This is a genomic window from Brevundimonas albigilva, assembly GCF_023573565.1.
Classification (GTDB): domain Bacteria; phylum Pseudomonadota; class Alphaproteobacteria; order Caulobacterales; family Caulobacteraceae; genus Brevundimonas; species Brevundimonas albigilva.
Genome location: NZ_CP097649.1, coordinates 367,220 through 380,402, shown reverse-complemented (window position 1 = coordinate 380,402; position 13,183 = coordinate 367,220). Strand labels below are relative to the sequence as shown.

The window sequence follows — 13,183 nt, the reverse complement described above, 5'->3', positions numbered from 1 at the left end:
CCGCCTGCTGTGGGTTCCGTTTCCGAGCAGGGTTAGCGAATTGCTTCTGAACAGCGACCTTTGGGTAAGCGCCCTGATCCGCCGCGCCGAGATCGGCGGCGCCTTCGCCACCGTGGTGAAGAAGGGCGACGACCGCGCCGGCTCGGTCATCGTCAAGGCCTACGACACCTCGGCCCGCACCGCGCGCCTGTTCACCGAAGCCTTCGGCGCCGACGGCGACCGGCTGTGGATCCAGCCGGTCGTCAGCGACAGCGAGAGCGAGCTGGACGCCTACATCGCCCGCCAGCGCGGCTACGATCCGGACCTGTGGGTCGTCGAGATCGAAGACCGCCAGGGCCGCCACTTCATCACCGAGAAGGTGGACGATCAGGGCCCGCGCCCCTAGCGCGGCGGCCTATCCGGCCGACGACGATCCGCTGAGCAGGCTGACCGCCAGATTGACCGCCAGGGCCAGGATGACGGTGTTGAAGACGAAGGCCGTCAGACTGTGCAGGGTCGACAGCCGCCGCAGCCCGCGCTCGGCGATCTGGACGTCGGCGGTCTGGTTGGCCACGCCGATGATGACGGCGAAGTGCAGGAAATCCCAGTAGTCCGGCGTCCGTTCGCCGGGAAACATCAGCCCTTTCCGATCCCCGCCCTTCGCATCGGCGCTGTAGAAGCGGTGCGCGTAGTGAAGGGCGAAGATCACCTGAACGAAGGTCCACGACAGCGCCACCGTCGCAAGGGCCAGCGCCGCGCCCGCCGCGCCGCCGGAACGGACCCCCTCGCCGGCCACCACCGCCAGGCTGGCCCCGGCGGAGAGCAGCGCCAGCGGCAGGATGGCGGGCCCGGCCTGGTCCAGCGACGCCGCTCGCGCCCGGATTTGGGCGGCGGTGTTGTGGCGCCCGACGTGGACGAGCGTCCCCGCCAGAAAGACCGCCACGCCCGCGTCCCACCCCAGCGCCAGCCGCATCAGCAGGTCGCCGCCCACGGGCCACAGCGGACTGGAGACGGCGACGGCCAGCAGCGCCGCCAGCGGCCAGTGGAGGCGCAGCAGGGCGGCGCGGCCGGCCACCAGGGTCAGTCCTCGCCGACCATCGACAGCCAGGGATCGACCGTTCCGGCCTCGACCTCGGCGACCTTGACGGCGGGCCAGCCGATCGAGGACGACGCCGAGGCGCGCCAGGCGGCGGTGATCCAGTCGCGCAGTTCGGCCGCGCCGGCGGCCAGGCGCTCGGTCACGAAGGCGCCGCCGCGCGGGTCGGCCTCGGCGAAGGCGCCGGCCTTCTCCAGGCGGTAGAAGGGAACAACCGTGCCCAGGGTGGTGGTCAGATAGGCCGTGGTGCGGGCGCGGACGTCGAAGCCGTCCAGGTTCGCCGCCGGCATGGCCGCCTCCACCGCGTCCAGGCGCGCGACCCGGCTGGTGAACTCGCCCTCGAACACCGCATGGGTGCGGCGCGAGTTGGTGAAGCCTTCCGGGTTCGGATAATCGCCCCAGCCGTTGTAGTGGATGCTGGTGTGATGCGGCTGGGAGCCGTCGCCGACGTAGTGGCCCATCACGCCGATGTCGCGCAGGATCAAGGCTTCGCGGCGAAGACGGTCGGCGCGGTACCAGGCCTGGCGCTCCAGGTCGGTCTCACGCGCCTCGGCGGCGGTCAGCACGCGCCAGTAGGCGAAGTCGCGCTCCAGGTTCTGCCAGGCGTCCATCATGGCGTAGGGCAGCCAGCCGGCGTCGTTCACATCCAACCCGGCCTTGGCCAGTGCGGCGTCGTATTCGGACTTCAGCCGGGGCAGTTCGGCCAGGGTCATGCCGCGTTGGTCCATCACCCGACCCTGGTCGTCCATGTCGACGAAGTGGGCGGTGTCGCGCTCGCGGTCATGCGGCTGGCCGGCACCCTTCCAGCGGTCGGGCTCGCGCGCCAGCTCGCCCACGTCGGCGACGGCGCCGGGCGTCCGCAGGAAGCCGGGCAGGTCGTCCGGCAGGGCGCGCATGGCCGCCACCCCGATCAGCCGGTGGCCCGTATTGCCCCAGGCGGTCACGGTGACGGCCGGCGCCGCCACGGCGACGATCACGGCGGCGGACGCCAGGACGGCGAGGGCGAGACGTTTCATGCAAGGCAACCCCGGGAAAAGATCACCCTGATCTAACGCATAGGTGATCCGCCCTCCAGAGCGCCGGCGTTGCCATTTCGTCTCGGCCAACTACGTTAGAAGGGTTCCCCGCCCTCTTTCGTTCATCCAAGGCTCCACATCCTGCGGGGAGCGACGACGTGATTGCGTCGTCGGCGTCCGTCGGACGCCCTGTGGATGCTAGACCGAAAAGGACACGCCCATGCGCGCCCCCCGTCTCGCCCTTCTCGCTTCCGCCTCTCTGCTGGTCGCCGCCGGCGCCGCCCAGGCCCAGGACGCCCCCGCGCCGGCCCCGGCCGCCTCTCCGGCCGCGTCTCCCGCCGCGCCCGGCGCCGCCATGACCCCCGCCCCCGGCGGCTTCACCGATCAGGAACTGAAGAAGTTCGACGACGCCATGGCCCAGGTCCGCGCGGTCAGCGACACCCTGAACGGCGCCCAGCCGACGCCGGAGCAGCAGGCCCAGATGGCGGCGGCCATCCAGGGTTCGGGCCTGGAGGTGACGCGCTTCAACGCCATCTCCACCGCCGTTTCCGCCGACCCCGAACTGGCGGCCCGCATCGCCGTGCTGAACACCGCGCCGCCCGCGCCGGGCACCCCCGCCGCCAGCGTCACCGATGACGAGCTGACCCGCTACGTCACCGCCATGACCCAGATCCGCGCGGTCACCGCCGAGGTCGAGAACGGCCGGGCCACGCCCGAACAGAGCGCCCAGCTGACCGCCGCCGTGCAGGGTTCGGGCCTGGAGGTCGAACGCTTCAACGCCATCGCCCAGGTCGTGTCGCAGGACGACTATCTGCAGGCCAAGGCCCAGCTGATCGGCGCGCGCGCCGAAAAGGGCGTCAGCCAGTAAGGCGTCAGGCCTCGGCGGGCTCGCTCCGGGCGTCCGGCGCCAGCGGGCCCGCCTCGTCCTCGTTCAGCAGACGGCCCTCGCGCTTGGGCTTGATGTAGGGGGCCGGCTGCGGCGTGGGCAGGTTGCCGCGCATCAGCTGGCGTCCCGCCTTCAGCCCGCCGGTCAGCTGCAGGTCCAGCCGCGCGTCGTCGCGGCGGCGCACGTCGCCGATGGTCTCGGCGGCCTCGTGCTCCTCAAGCCCCAGTTCGACCAGGGCGCGCTCGCCGAACTTCAGCGCCGATTCGAACGTCTCGCGGATCTGATAGTCGACCCCCGCCTGGATCAGCCGCATCGAATGGCCCCGGTCGAAGGCGCGGGCCATGACCTTTGTGGTCGGGAACTCGTGCTTGACCAGTTCGACGATGCGGTCGGTCGCCTCGGGCTTGTCGACGCAGACCAGCACCAGTTCGGCCTCCTCGGCCCCCGAGGCGCGCAGCGTCGGCAGTTGCGCGCCGTCGCCGTAATAGACCTTGAACCCGAACTGAGAGGCGGCCTGGATCATCTCCACGTCGTTCTCGATGATAGAGACGTCGACGTCGCGCGCCAGCAGGGGTTGGGACACCACCTGGGCGAAGCGGCCGAAGCCGATGATCAACACCTGGCCGCGCAGGTCCTTGGCGAAGTCCACGCCCTCGGCGTCCTCGGCCGAAAGGCTTTCCTTGGGCAGGAACCGTCCCAGCAACAGGGTGGTCAGGGGCGTCAGCGCCATCGACAGGATGACGATGGCCGTCAGCATGGCCGCCACGACCGGCGAGAACAGGCCCGCCGCCACCGCCGCGCCATACAGGACGAAGGCGAACTCGCCCCCTTGCGCGAACAGGGCCGCGCGCTCGATCGCCTCGTGGTGCGTGGATTTGAACAGGCGCGCCACGACATAGATGCCGACCGCCTTGACGACCATGAAGCCGACCACCCCGCCCAGGACGATGCGCCACTGGTCGATCACCACCGACACGTCCAGCGACATGCCGACGCTGAGGAAGAACAGGCCCAGCAGGATGGCGCGGAACGGCTCCACGTCCGCCTCCAGCTGGTGGCGGAAGGTCGATTCCGACAGCAGCACCCCGGCCAGGAAGGCCCCCATCGCCATCGACAGACCGCCCAGCGACATGGCCCAGGCGGCGCCGACCACCACCAGCAGGGCGCCGGCGGTCATCACCTCGCGCCCGCCATAGCGCGCCAACAGGCGGAACACCGGATTGACCGCCCAGCGCCCGGCCGCCAGCACCCCCGCCACGGCCAGGACGGCGAAGCCCACGGTCCGCCACAGCGGCGGGGCGTGCTCCTGGGCCACGCCCGTGACCGAGGCCAGGATCGCCACCACGGCCAGCAGGGGCACGATGGCCAGGTCCTCCAGCAACAGGATGGACACCGCCCGCTGGCCCGAGGCGCCGGCGATCTCGCCCCGCTCCTCCAGCATCTGCATGATGACGGCGGTGGAGGACAGGACGAAGCCCATCGCGCCGACGAAGGCGACCGGCGCCGAAACGCCCACCGCCATCGCCGCCAGGGTCATCGTCAGGCCGCAGGCCATGACCTGGGCCGCGCCCAAGCCGAAGATCTCCTTCCTGAGCCCCCACAATCGCTTGGGCCGCATCTCCAGCCCGATGATGAACAGGAAGATGACCACGCCGAATTCGGCCACGTGCAGGATGGTCTCGGGCTGCTGGAACAGGCCCAGGCCGAACGGGCCGATGGCCAGGCCGGCGGCCAGATAGCCCAGCACCGACCCCAGGCCGATCCTGCGAAAGATCGGCACGGCGAACACGCCCGCCGCCAGCAAGGCCGCCGCGGCGCCCAGATCCAGTCCCGTCGCCGCCTCGGCCATCCGCGTCCCCTCAAGCTTCGACCCGATAGTGGGGACGAAGCGATCGAATTGCCATCGCGCCCCGCTTGCGCCCCGCGCGCGTTTGGCCGATGCCCGACCGATGATGCGACGCCTGACCCGCCTGGGCCTCACGATCCTGCTGCTGAACGCCCTGTCTTTGCCCGCCGCGCAGGCGTCGGCGGGCGAGGCGCCCACGGCGGCGGCGGCGCAGGGCGTCGTGCGGGGCGTCCGCCGCGACGGCGTCGATCGGTTCCAGGGCCTGCCCTATGCCGCGCCGCCGACCGGCGCCCGCCGCTGGGCCGCGCCGGCCCCGCCCGTCGCCTGGGACGGCGTGCGCGACGCCTCGGCCGCGGGGCCGCGCTGCCCCCAGACCGGCCGGCCCGACACCCGCTCGACGACCGAGGACTGCCTGACCCTGAACATCGCGCGGCCTTCGGCGCCGGCGTCGGCGCCTCGCGCGGTCCTGGTCTATGTCCATGGCGGCGCGGCGGTCAGCGGCGCGGCCAACGACCACGACGGCGCCGCCCTGGCCCGCGACGGCGACATCGTGGTGGTCAGCGTCAACTATCGCCTGGGCGCCCTGGGCTTCATGACGCATCCCGCCTTCGCCGCGGAAGACGCGGGCGGTCGGGCGGGGAACTACGGCGTGATGGACGTGGCCGCCGCCCTGGGCTGGGTTCGCGACAACATCGCGGCCTTCGGCGGCGATCCGGCCAGGGTGACGCTGGCGGGCGAATCCGCCGGCGGCACCGTCATCTGCTCCCTGCTGGCGGGCCCGGAGGCCGGGCGGCTGTTCCGGGCCGCCATCGTGTCCAGCGACGACTGCCTGCACGATGTCGACGACCTGACGACCGCCGTCGGCCGGGGGCTGGAGACGGCGCGCGCCCTGGGCTGCGAGGGCGCGGCGGACCCCGTCGCCTGCCTGCGCGACCGGCCGGTCGAGGCGATCCTGGCGGCCGGCGGGTTCGCGGCGCCGCATTTCGGCGGCCGCGGCGCGCCCGACGCGGCGGCGCTGGACCGGATCGTCCGCGGCGGCCGCGCGCCCATCCCCGTCATCGTCGGCGCGACGCGCGAGGAAGGCCGCATCGGCGGCCCCGCCTTCCTGGGCTACGACCACGCCGGCTATCGCGCCTGGCTGCGGCGGCTGGTGGACGAGGCGTCGGCGGCCCGCATCGAGGCGGCCTATCCCTATCCGGCGGAGGTCGGATCGCAGGCCGCCGCCGAGGTGATCAGCCGCATCCTGACCGACAGCGGCATGCGCGGCTTCGGCGGCTGCGCGACCCTGGCCCTGGCGCAGGCCGCCGCCGCGCACGGCCCGACATGGCTGTACGAGTTCGCCGATGTCGATCCCCCGATGTGGGACGCGGGGCCGTGGCGGCTGGGGGCCGCCCACAGCGCGGAACTGGCCTATCTGTGGCCCGACGGCGGCGCCTTCGCCGGGCAGTCCGCCCGGTTCGACGAGGATCAGCTGGCCCTGGCCCTGCGCATGCGGCGGCGCTGGGGCGCCTTCGTTCGCACCCTGTCGCCGAACGCGCCGGGGCTGGCGGACTGGCGTCCGCTGGACGCGGCGCCGACCGCCTTGGTGTTCCAGCCGACGGGCGACGCCGTCGCGCCGACCCAGGCCCTGGCCCAGGCCCACCGCTGCGACCTGTGGCGGTCGATGCCGTGGATCATGGATCGCGGGGAGGGCTGACGGCTTCTCTCCCGTCGCCTGAGGCTCTAAGCAACCGCCATGTCCGATCTCACGCCGCCCGCCGTCATCCTCGACAAGCCGCAACTGGCCGACAACATCGGCGCGGTGGCGCGGGTGATGGCCAATTTCGGCCTGACGGACCTGCGGCTGGTCAGTCCGCGCGACGGCTGGCCCCAGGACCGGGCCTGGGCCACGGCCTCGGGCGCCGACTGGGTGCTGGAGGGCGTGCGCGTCTTCGACAGCGTGGCCGAGGCGATCGCCGACCTGAACACCGTCTTCGCCACCACCGCCCGCCCGCGCGAGACGCGCCAGCCGGTGCGCACCCCGCGCGAGGCGACGCGCGTCCTGTACGACGACACCGCCTCGGGCCTGAAGACCGGCCTGCTGTTCGGCGGCGAGCGGGCCGGGCTGGAGACCACCGACATCGCCCTGTGCGCCGGCATCGTCACCATTCCGATCGACCCGAAGCACCATTCGCTGAACCTGGCCCAGGCGGTGGCGATTAACGCCTATGAATGGCGCACCCTGATCCTGGACGCCCCTCCGCCCCGCTTCCGCGAGGGCGAGCCGCCGGCCTCGAACGCCCTGCTGGTCGGGATGTACGAGCATCTGGAGGAGGAGCTGGAGAACGGCGGCTTCTTCTATCCGCCCGAGAAGAAGCGTTCGATGAGCCAGAACCTGCGCGTCATGCTGGGCCGCGCCGCCTTCACCGAGCAGGAGGTCGCCACCATGCGCGGCGCCATCCACGCCCTGGCCCGCGGCCGCGGCCGGGTTCTGGCCAAGCTGGCGGCGGAGCGGGCGGGCAAGAAGGACTAGCCGTCCTGAGCTCCAGGTCCGGGCTCCGCTGTGCAGCCCGGAGTGACGTCTGTTGCAAGGATTCGGCCATCGTGATCCTGTTTCACTATGAAAGCCGACACGGTCATCGCCGTCTACATCATGGCCAACGGCCGCAACGGCACGATCTACACCGGCGTCACCAGTGATCTGTTCCAGCGCGTGTGGCAGCATCGAACGGGCGTCACGCCGGGCTTCGCCCAAGAGCATGGCTGCAAAGCACTCGTTTGGTACGAACAACACGAAAGCATGATCGAGGCGATCGTTCGCGAGAAGGCGATCAAGAAATGGCGGCGCGGCTGGAAGCTGGCCCTGATCGAAAGGGGCAATCCCCAGTGGAAGGATTTGGGGGCGGACTGGTTCAGCGCGACGGTCGACTGAGTCGCGGTAAAAAGCCTCAAGCTCGTCCTTCCGGGGCTTCGCGCAGCGAAGAACCCGGAACCCAGGACCGCATCACCTGGCCGGGGGGCCGTCCTGGGCTCCGGGTTCCGCTACGCGGCCCCGGAGTGACGTCTATTGCAGGGCTCACGATGCCGTCGGCAACGGGATACGAAGGGCAATGAAGCTTCTCCTCATCTACCCCCTCGCCGCCCTGGCCGAGATCGCCGGCTGCTTCGCCTTCTGGGCGTGGCTGAAGCTGGATCGGGCGCCGTTATGGCTGGCGCCGGGCGTGGTCTGCCTGATCGCCTTCGCCTGGCTGCTGACCCTGGTTCCGACCGAGGCGGCGGGCCGGGCGTTCGCGGCCTATGGCGGGGTCTATATCTGCGCCTCGCTGGTCTGGATGGCGGTGGTCGAGAAAACCCTTCCCGACCGCTGGGACCTGATCGGCGGCGCCGTCTGCCTGGCGGGCGCGGCCTTGATCCTGTTCGGCCCCAGAGGCTGATCGACAGGCGTCCAAGGTTATCCTAGCGCCGCAGGTCCAGCAGGTCGGACCAGCGCCAGGCGGCCCGGCCCAGCGCCAGCTTGGCGCCGTCGGCCCGGTCGTCCAGGGCCAGGACCGCCAGGCCGCGCATGGCCTGGGCGCGGCATTCGGCGGGGGCGAAGGCGACCTCGACCGAGATGGCCTGGCGCACGCCGGCCAGGCCCTTGCCTTCCTGACCCCGGCTCTGCAGCCAGTCGCCGTCCCAGACCTGGATGGCCCTGCCCTGGGCGCTCATCTCGCGATGGGCGGTCTGGATCGCCGCGCGCACCTCGACGTCGTCGCGCAGCGCCTCCTGCAGCCGCTTGAGCATGTCGCAGCCGCCGCCCGCGCCGCCCCCGCCGCCGCCGGTTCCCTGGCCGCCGCCCCCGCCGCCCGGCCCCGCGCCGACGCGGGTCGCCCCCGCCAGCGCCGTCGCCCCGATCAGGGGCAGCGGCGGTCCGGGCGGCGCGACGGACGCGGGGATCGGCAGGGGCTTGACCTCGGGCGGCGGGGGGCGACGCGTCGGACGCGGGGGCGAGGCCGGGCGCGCGGGCGGGGCGACGCGCGGCGCCGGCGCCGGGGGCGCGGCCTCGGCGGGCGCGGGGGCCTCGGCCGGCTGGGGCTGCGGGGCCGGCGGCGGCGGCGGCGGCGGGTCGACCAGGCTGACGACAATGGGCGGGTCGACGGGCGGATCGAAGGTCTCGGCCGGGACCCAGGCCAGGCCCAGGATCAGCGCCGCCTCCAGCCCGACGACCAGACCGCCGGCGGCCGTCCATCCGGCGACCCGGCCCGCGCCGGTTTTCCGACCCGCGCGCCCTGTGGAAGGCTCCCGCATCCCGACTCCGAAAAAGAATCTCGATGTCGTGATGAAAATCAGCGCTGCGCGTCAGTATAATGGCGATGTCGGCCTGCAACCTCAGGAACTTCGTACCGGCGATAGATCAGGCGAGACCGCGCCAAGCTACGCCCTCTGGCGCGGCTCAACGCCTGGGTCCGCAGGACGGTTCCATCTAGAACAATATTCTTGCGGCCGCGCCGGTCATCATATGGCCAAGCTGAACGATTCTCGCCCAAAGCACGCCATTACTCCGCCTCGTCCGCCCTCGTAGCTGTAATGGCGCGATCCTGGGAGTGGCGCCCCGGCAAGAAGGAGACAGGACTTGAGCAGCAAATCGAAACTCAGGACGGCGGTCGTCGGCGGCGCCCTCATCGCCCTCGGCTTTGCGGCCAGCGGCTGCGCCAGCCATCGTTTCGTGCGTGATCAGGTGGAGGTGGTGGACAACCGCGTGATGGAGGTCGACGGCCGCGTCACCCAGGTCGAAGGCACGGCCGGCCAGGCGCTGGAGCGCGCCAACGCCGCCCACAAGCTGGCGGAAGGCAAGTTCCTCTATCAGGTCGTGCTGTCCGACGACTCGGTGAAGTTCCCGACCGACGCCTCGGCCCTCTCGCCCGAGGCCGAGCAGCGTCTTGGCGAACTGGCCCAGCGCCTGAAGGCCGAGAACCGCAACGTCTATCTGGAAATCCAGGGCTACACCGATGCGGAAGGCGACGAGAAGTACAACGAGGACCTGGGCGCCCAGCGCGCCGAGGCGGTGCGTCGCTACATGAGCATGCAGGGCATCGCCCTGAACCGGATGGCCACCATCTCGTATGGCGAGGCCCAGCCGGTCGCCCCGAACAACACCCGCGAGGGTCGGGCGCAGAACCGCCGGGTCGCCATCGTCGTCCTGACGTAATCGACCCCCGGCGCCGGACCAGAACCGGACCAGGACGGCCGCCCCGACACCGGGGCGGCCGTTTCCGTTTTCGCTACTGCTCGGCGCCCGAGCGCCACAGGCTGCGGGTCAGCGGCTCGGTCAGATAGGCCAGGGCGGTGCGCTTGCGCGTCAGGATCACGACCTCAGCCGGCATCCCCGCGCGGATCTGGTCGGCGGCGGGCCCCAGCTTGGCCAGTTCGGACGGCGGCGCCACGATCTCGACGCGATAGTGGGTGCGGCCGGTCTGGGGATCGGCGATGGCGTCGGGCGAGATCAGCGTCACCCGCCCGTGCAGCAGGGGCGGATTGCGCTCGTGCAGGCCGGGGAATTTGATCTCCGACGTCAGGCCGACGCGCAGGTTGTCGATGTAGGACGGGTCGACGTCGGCCACGATCACCTGCGAGACGTCGTCGGGCACCACCTCCATCACGGTCTGGCCCGGCGCGATGACGCCGCCCTGGGTGAAGACGGTCAGACCCACCACCTGGCCCGTCGCCGGGCTGCGGATTTCGGCGCGGGCGATCTGGCTGCGCAGGTCGGCCAGGCGCGGCTGCAGGTCGTTCAGCTGGACCTCGACCTGACGCAGCTGTTCGGCGACGTCCTCGTTCAGGGTGGTGGTCACGCCCGCCATCTGCAAGCGGGTCTCGCCGATCTGTTCGCGGGTGCGCGCGACCTGGGCGCGCAATGAGCCCTGTTCCCCCTCCAGGGCGGCGGCGGTGCGTTCCAGCGCCCGCACCCGGGTCTGGGGCGCATAGCCGCGCGCGGCCAGGGAGCGGATGCCCTCCAGCTCCTCGCCGATCAGGCGCTGCTGTTCCGCGTTGGCCTCGATCTGGCGCTGATAGCCGTCCATCTGGTCCTGAAGCTGGCCGACGCGCTGGCCCAGCACGCCGGTCTGGGTCGAGCGGCCCGCCCCGCGCGCGGCGAACTGCTGGCGCTGGAGGCGCAGCGCCTCGTCGGCGACGGCCCGATCGTCGGCCGACAGATCGGCGAACTCGGGCGGGACCGGAAGGGCGCCCAGCCGGTCCCGCTCGGCGATCAGGCGCGAGCGCTGGGCCAACAGGGCGTAAACCTGGCCCGCCAGGCCGCGTTCGGCGGCGCGCAGCTCTCCGTCGTTCAGCTGGACCAGCACCTGGCCCTTCGCCACATGGTCGCCTTCCGCTACGCGCAGGCTGCGGACCACGCCCCCCTCGCGGTGCTGGACGGCCTGGCGATTGCCCGAGACGGCGACCCGCCCGTGGGCGAAGGCCCCCGCGTCCAGCGGCGCAAACGCCGCCCATCCCAGGAACAGCCCGAAGAAGGCGACGATGACGGCGATGCCGGCTCGCAGCTCGAAGCGCGGAGAATCGGTCTGGGCCGGCGCGGCCCCGGCGGCGAAATCGCTCATGAAGCGGCGTCCTTGTGCACCGGGGCGGCCGGGGTCGGGCGGCCGGCGCGCATCCGCGCCAGGATCTCCTCGCGCGGGCCCTCCATCTGCACCGCGCCGTCGGCCATCACCAGCAGCCGGTCGACGCGCGACAGGATGCCGGCGCGGTGGGCGACGATGACCACGGCCGCGCCGCGCTGGGCGGCCTGGAGCACGGCCGCCATCAGGGCCGCCTCGCCCTCCTGGTCCAGGTTTGAGTTGGGCTCGTCCAGCACCAGCAGGGCCGGGTCGCCGTACAGCGCGCGCGCCAGGGCGATGCGCTGGGCCTGGCCGGCCGAAACCCCCTGGCCGAACGGCCCCAGTTCGGTGTCGTAGCCCAGCGGCAGGCGCAGGATCATCTCGTGGGCGCCGGCGGCCTGGGCGGCGGCCACGGCGTCGCGGTCGATCTGGTCCGGCGTCGCGCCCCGCGCCGCGGCGAAGCGCGAGATGTTGTCCTTGATCGTCCCGGCGAACAGGCTGGGGACCTGGGGCAGATAGCCGATGTGGGCGGCCAGGTCGTCGCTGTCGCGCGCGTCATAGTCGGCCCCGTCCAGACGCACCGCGCCCGACGCCGGCGCCAGGGCCCCGGCCACGACCCGCGCCAGGGTGGTCTTGCCCGAGCCGCTGGCCCCGACCACGCCCAGGGTCTGGCCCGGCTCAAGCGACAGGCTGGCGGCCGACAGCTGGGGCGGACCGCCCTCGACCAGGCGCACCGTCGTCCCCTCGACCCGCAGCCGCCCCCGGGGCGCCGGCAGGGCGGTGCGCGCCCGCTCCTGGCCGGCGGTCTGTTTGAACAGCTCGACCAGATGGCCCCAGCTGGCGCGCGCCTGCACCAGGTTCGGCCAGGCGCCGACCAGCTGCTCGACGGGCGCCACGGCCCGGCTGAGCAGGACCGAGGAGGCGATGATCGAGCCCGCCGAAATCTCGCCGCGCACCACCAGGAAGGCGGCCAGCCCCAGCGACACCGACTGCAGCGTCATCCGCACGAACTTGATGGCGCCGGAATATTTCCCGCCGGTCAGCTGGGCGTCGGCCTGGGCGTCGGCGGCGGCGCGGCGCTGGCCGGTCTGGCGGGCCACGCTGGCGGCGCGCATCCCCAGGGCGCGCACGACCTCGGCCTGGGCGGCCACGCCCTCCTGGGCGGCGTAGGCGGCGGTGTTGGACTGCATGGCGCGGGCCAGGCGCGGGCGGCTGTCGCGCTCGTTCAGCCAGGCCAGGGCGAACAGGACGGCGCCGCCGACCAGGGTCAGCACCCCGATCGCCGGATGCAGCAGGAAGCAGCAGGCCAGGTACAGCGGCGTCCACGGCGCGTCGAACAGGGCCAGCGCGCCGGCCCCCGACAGGGCCGACCGCACGCTGTCGAACTCGCGCAGCACCTGGCTGTTCAGCGTCCGTCCCTGCACCCCCAGGGCGCGCGACAGGATGCGCGGCGACAGCATCCGGTCCAACCGCAGCCCGGCGCGCAGCAGCAGCCGCTGCCGCAGCCAGTCCAGCAGTCCCAGCGAGGCCAGGGCGAAGACCGCCGCCACGCTGATCAGCACCAGGGTCGTCAGGCCGCCGGTCGGCACCACCCGGTCATAGACCTGCATCATGTACAGGGTCGGCGTCAGATACAGGATGTTGACCAGGGCGCTGAAGACGGCGGCCCAGACGAAATGCGTCCGGCAGGCCCGCAGGGCCTCGGCCAGCGGCTCGGCGCCCTTGTCGTCGACGGATGTAAGCTTCAGCACGGAGTCTAACCTGGACGCGATCGTCCCGGACTCAGGCGCG

General features: G+C 72.2%; 13 protein-coding genes. 7 read left to right on the top strand and 6 right to left on the bottom strand.

Annotation, left to right across the window (positions count from 1 at the left end; genetic code table 11):
- Positions 1-40 precede the first annotated feature (40 nt).
- Complete coding sequence (locus M8231_RS01915) at positions 41-385, top strand: DUF1491 family protein (protein WP_249751389.1); 345 nt, start codon at positions 41-43, stop codon at positions 383-385.
- 9 nt (positions 386-394) lie between these two features.
- Here M8231_RS01915 and M8231_RS01910 read toward each other — a convergent pair whose 3' ends face one another.
- Entirely contained in the window at positions 395-1,054 is a 660-nt protein-coding gene (locus tag M8231_RS01910; RefSeq protein ID WP_250202129.1) for a DUF1345 domain-containing protein, read from the bottom strand.
- A 5-nt stretch (positions 1,055-1,059) separates the two neighbouring features.
- Positions 1,060-2,091 (bottom strand): phospholipase C/P1 nuclease family protein, encoded by a 1,032-nt coding sequence (locus tag M8231_RS01905; protein ID WP_250202128.1) that lies wholly within the window; start codon positions 2,089-2,091, stop codon positions 1,060-1,062.
- Positions 2,092-2,311: 220 nt separating this feature from the next.
- Here M8231_RS01905 and M8231_RS01900 point away from each other — a divergent pair, with 220 nt between their 5' ends.
- Entirely contained in the window at positions 2,312-2,959 is a 648-nt protein-coding gene (locus M8231_RS01900; protein ID WP_249751391.1) for a DUF4168 domain-containing protein, read from the top strand.
- Positions 2,960-2,963: 4 nt separating this feature from the next.
- Here M8231_RS01900 and M8231_RS01895 read toward each other — a convergent pair whose 3' ends face one another.
- On the bottom strand, positions 2,964-4,826 hold the full coding sequence (locus M8231_RS01895) for a monovalent cation:proton antiporter-2 (CPA2) family protein (protein ID WP_249751392.1): 1,863 nt from the start codon (positions 4,824-4,826) through the stop codon (positions 2,964-2,966).
- A gap of 100 nt (positions 4,827-4,926) precedes the next feature.
- On the opposite strand from M8231_RS01895, the gene M8231_RS01890 reads away from it, so the two are divergent.
- The 4 genes from M8231_RS01890 (at position 4,927) to M8231_RS01875 (ending at position 8,236) form a co-directional block, all read left to right on the top strand.
- Positions 4,927-6,519, top strand: a complete 1,593-nt coding sequence (locus M8231_RS01890; RefSeq protein WP_250202127.1) for a carboxylesterase/lipase family protein — start codon at positions 4,927-4,929, stop codon at positions 6,517-6,519.
- Between the two features lie 39 nt (positions 6,520-6,558).
- Positions 6,559-7,335: an RNA methyltransferase gene (locus tag M8231_RS01885; RefSeq protein ID WP_249751394.1), complete on the top strand. Its 777-nt coding sequence runs from the start codon at positions 6,559-6,561 to the stop codon at positions 7,333-7,335.
- Between the two features lie 87 nt (positions 7,336-7,422).
- Complete coding sequence (locus M8231_RS01880) at positions 7,423-7,734, top strand: GIY-YIG nuclease family protein (RefSeq protein WP_249751395.1); 312 nt, start codon at positions 7,423-7,425, stop codon at positions 7,732-7,734.
- Between the two features lie 178 nt (positions 7,735-7,912).
- Positions 7,913-8,236, top strand: coding sequence for a YnfA family protein (locus tag M8231_RS01875; protein WP_249751396.1), 324 nt, complete (start codon positions 7,913-7,915; stop codon positions 8,234-8,236).
- Between the two features lie 22 nt (positions 8,237-8,258).
- Here M8231_RS01875 and M8231_RS01870 read toward each other — a convergent pair whose 3' ends face one another.
- Positions 8,259-9,089, bottom strand: a complete 831-nt coding sequence (locus tag M8231_RS01870) for a hypothetical protein (protein WP_249752012.1) — start codon at positions 9,087-9,089, stop codon at positions 8,259-8,261.
- Positions 9,090-9,414: 325 nt separating this feature from the next.
- On the opposite strand from M8231_RS01870, the gene M8231_RS01865 reads away from it, so the two are divergent.
- Positions 9,415-9,990 (top strand): OmpA family protein, encoded by a 576-nt coding sequence (locus M8231_RS01865; protein WP_250202126.1) that lies wholly within the window; start codon positions 9,415-9,417, stop codon positions 9,988-9,990.
- Positions 9,991-10,063: 73 nt separating this feature from the next.
- On the opposite strand, the gene M8231_RS01860 is transcribed toward M8231_RS01865, so the two are convergent.
- A complete protein-coding gene (locus M8231_RS01860; RefSeq protein ID WP_249751398.1) occupies positions 10,064-11,395 on the bottom strand; it encodes an HlyD family type I secretion periplasmic adaptor subunit in 1,332 nt (443 codons plus the stop codon).
- The gene (locus M8231_RS01855) at positions 11,392-13,143 is read right to left on the bottom strand and encodes a type I secretion system permease/ATPase (RefSeq protein WP_250202125.1); all 1,752 of its coding nucleotides are present in this window, start codon (positions 13,141-13,143) and stop codon (positions 11,392-11,394) included. Before M8231_RS01855 ends, M8231_RS01860 begins: the two co-directional genes overlap by 4 nt.
- Between the last annotated feature and the right edge of the window lie 40 nt (positions 13,144-13,183).

Coding starts and splice junctions, on each gene's coding strand:
- M8231_RS01905 (WP_250202128.1), bottom strand. CDS start 2,091: ATGAAACGTCTCGCCCTCGCCGTCCTGGCGTCCGCCGCCGTGATCGTC.
- M8231_RS01900 (WP_249751391.1), top strand. CDS start 2,312: ATGCGCGCCCCCCGTCTCGCCCTTCTCGCTTCCGCCTCTCTGCTGGTC.
- M8231_RS01895 (WP_249751392.1), bottom strand. CDS start 4,826: ATGGCCGAGGCGGCGACGGGACTGGATCTGGGCGCCGCGGCGGCCTTG.
- M8231_RS01890 (WP_250202127.1), top strand. CDS start 4,927: ATGATGCGACGCCTGACCCGCCTGGGCCTCACGATCCTGCTGCTGAAC.
- M8231_RS01885 (WP_249751394.1), top strand. CDS start 6,559: ATGTCCGATCTCACGCCGCCCGCCGTCATCCTCGACAAGCCGCAACTG.
- M8231_RS01880 (WP_249751395.1), top strand. CDS start 7,423: ATGAAAGCCGACACGGTCATCGCCGTCTACATCATGGCCAACGGCCGC.
- M8231_RS01875 (WP_249751396.1), top strand. CDS start 7,913: ATGAAGCTTCTCCTCATCTACCCCCTCGCCGCCCTGGCCGAGATCGCC.
- M8231_RS01870 (WP_249752012.1), bottom strand. CDS start 9,089: ATGCGGGAGCCTTCCACAGGGCGCGCGGGTCGGAAAACCGGCGCGGGC.
- M8231_RS01860 (WP_249751398.1), bottom strand. CDS start 11,395: ATGAGCGATTTCGCCGCCGGGGCCGCGCCGGCCCAGACCGATTCTCCG.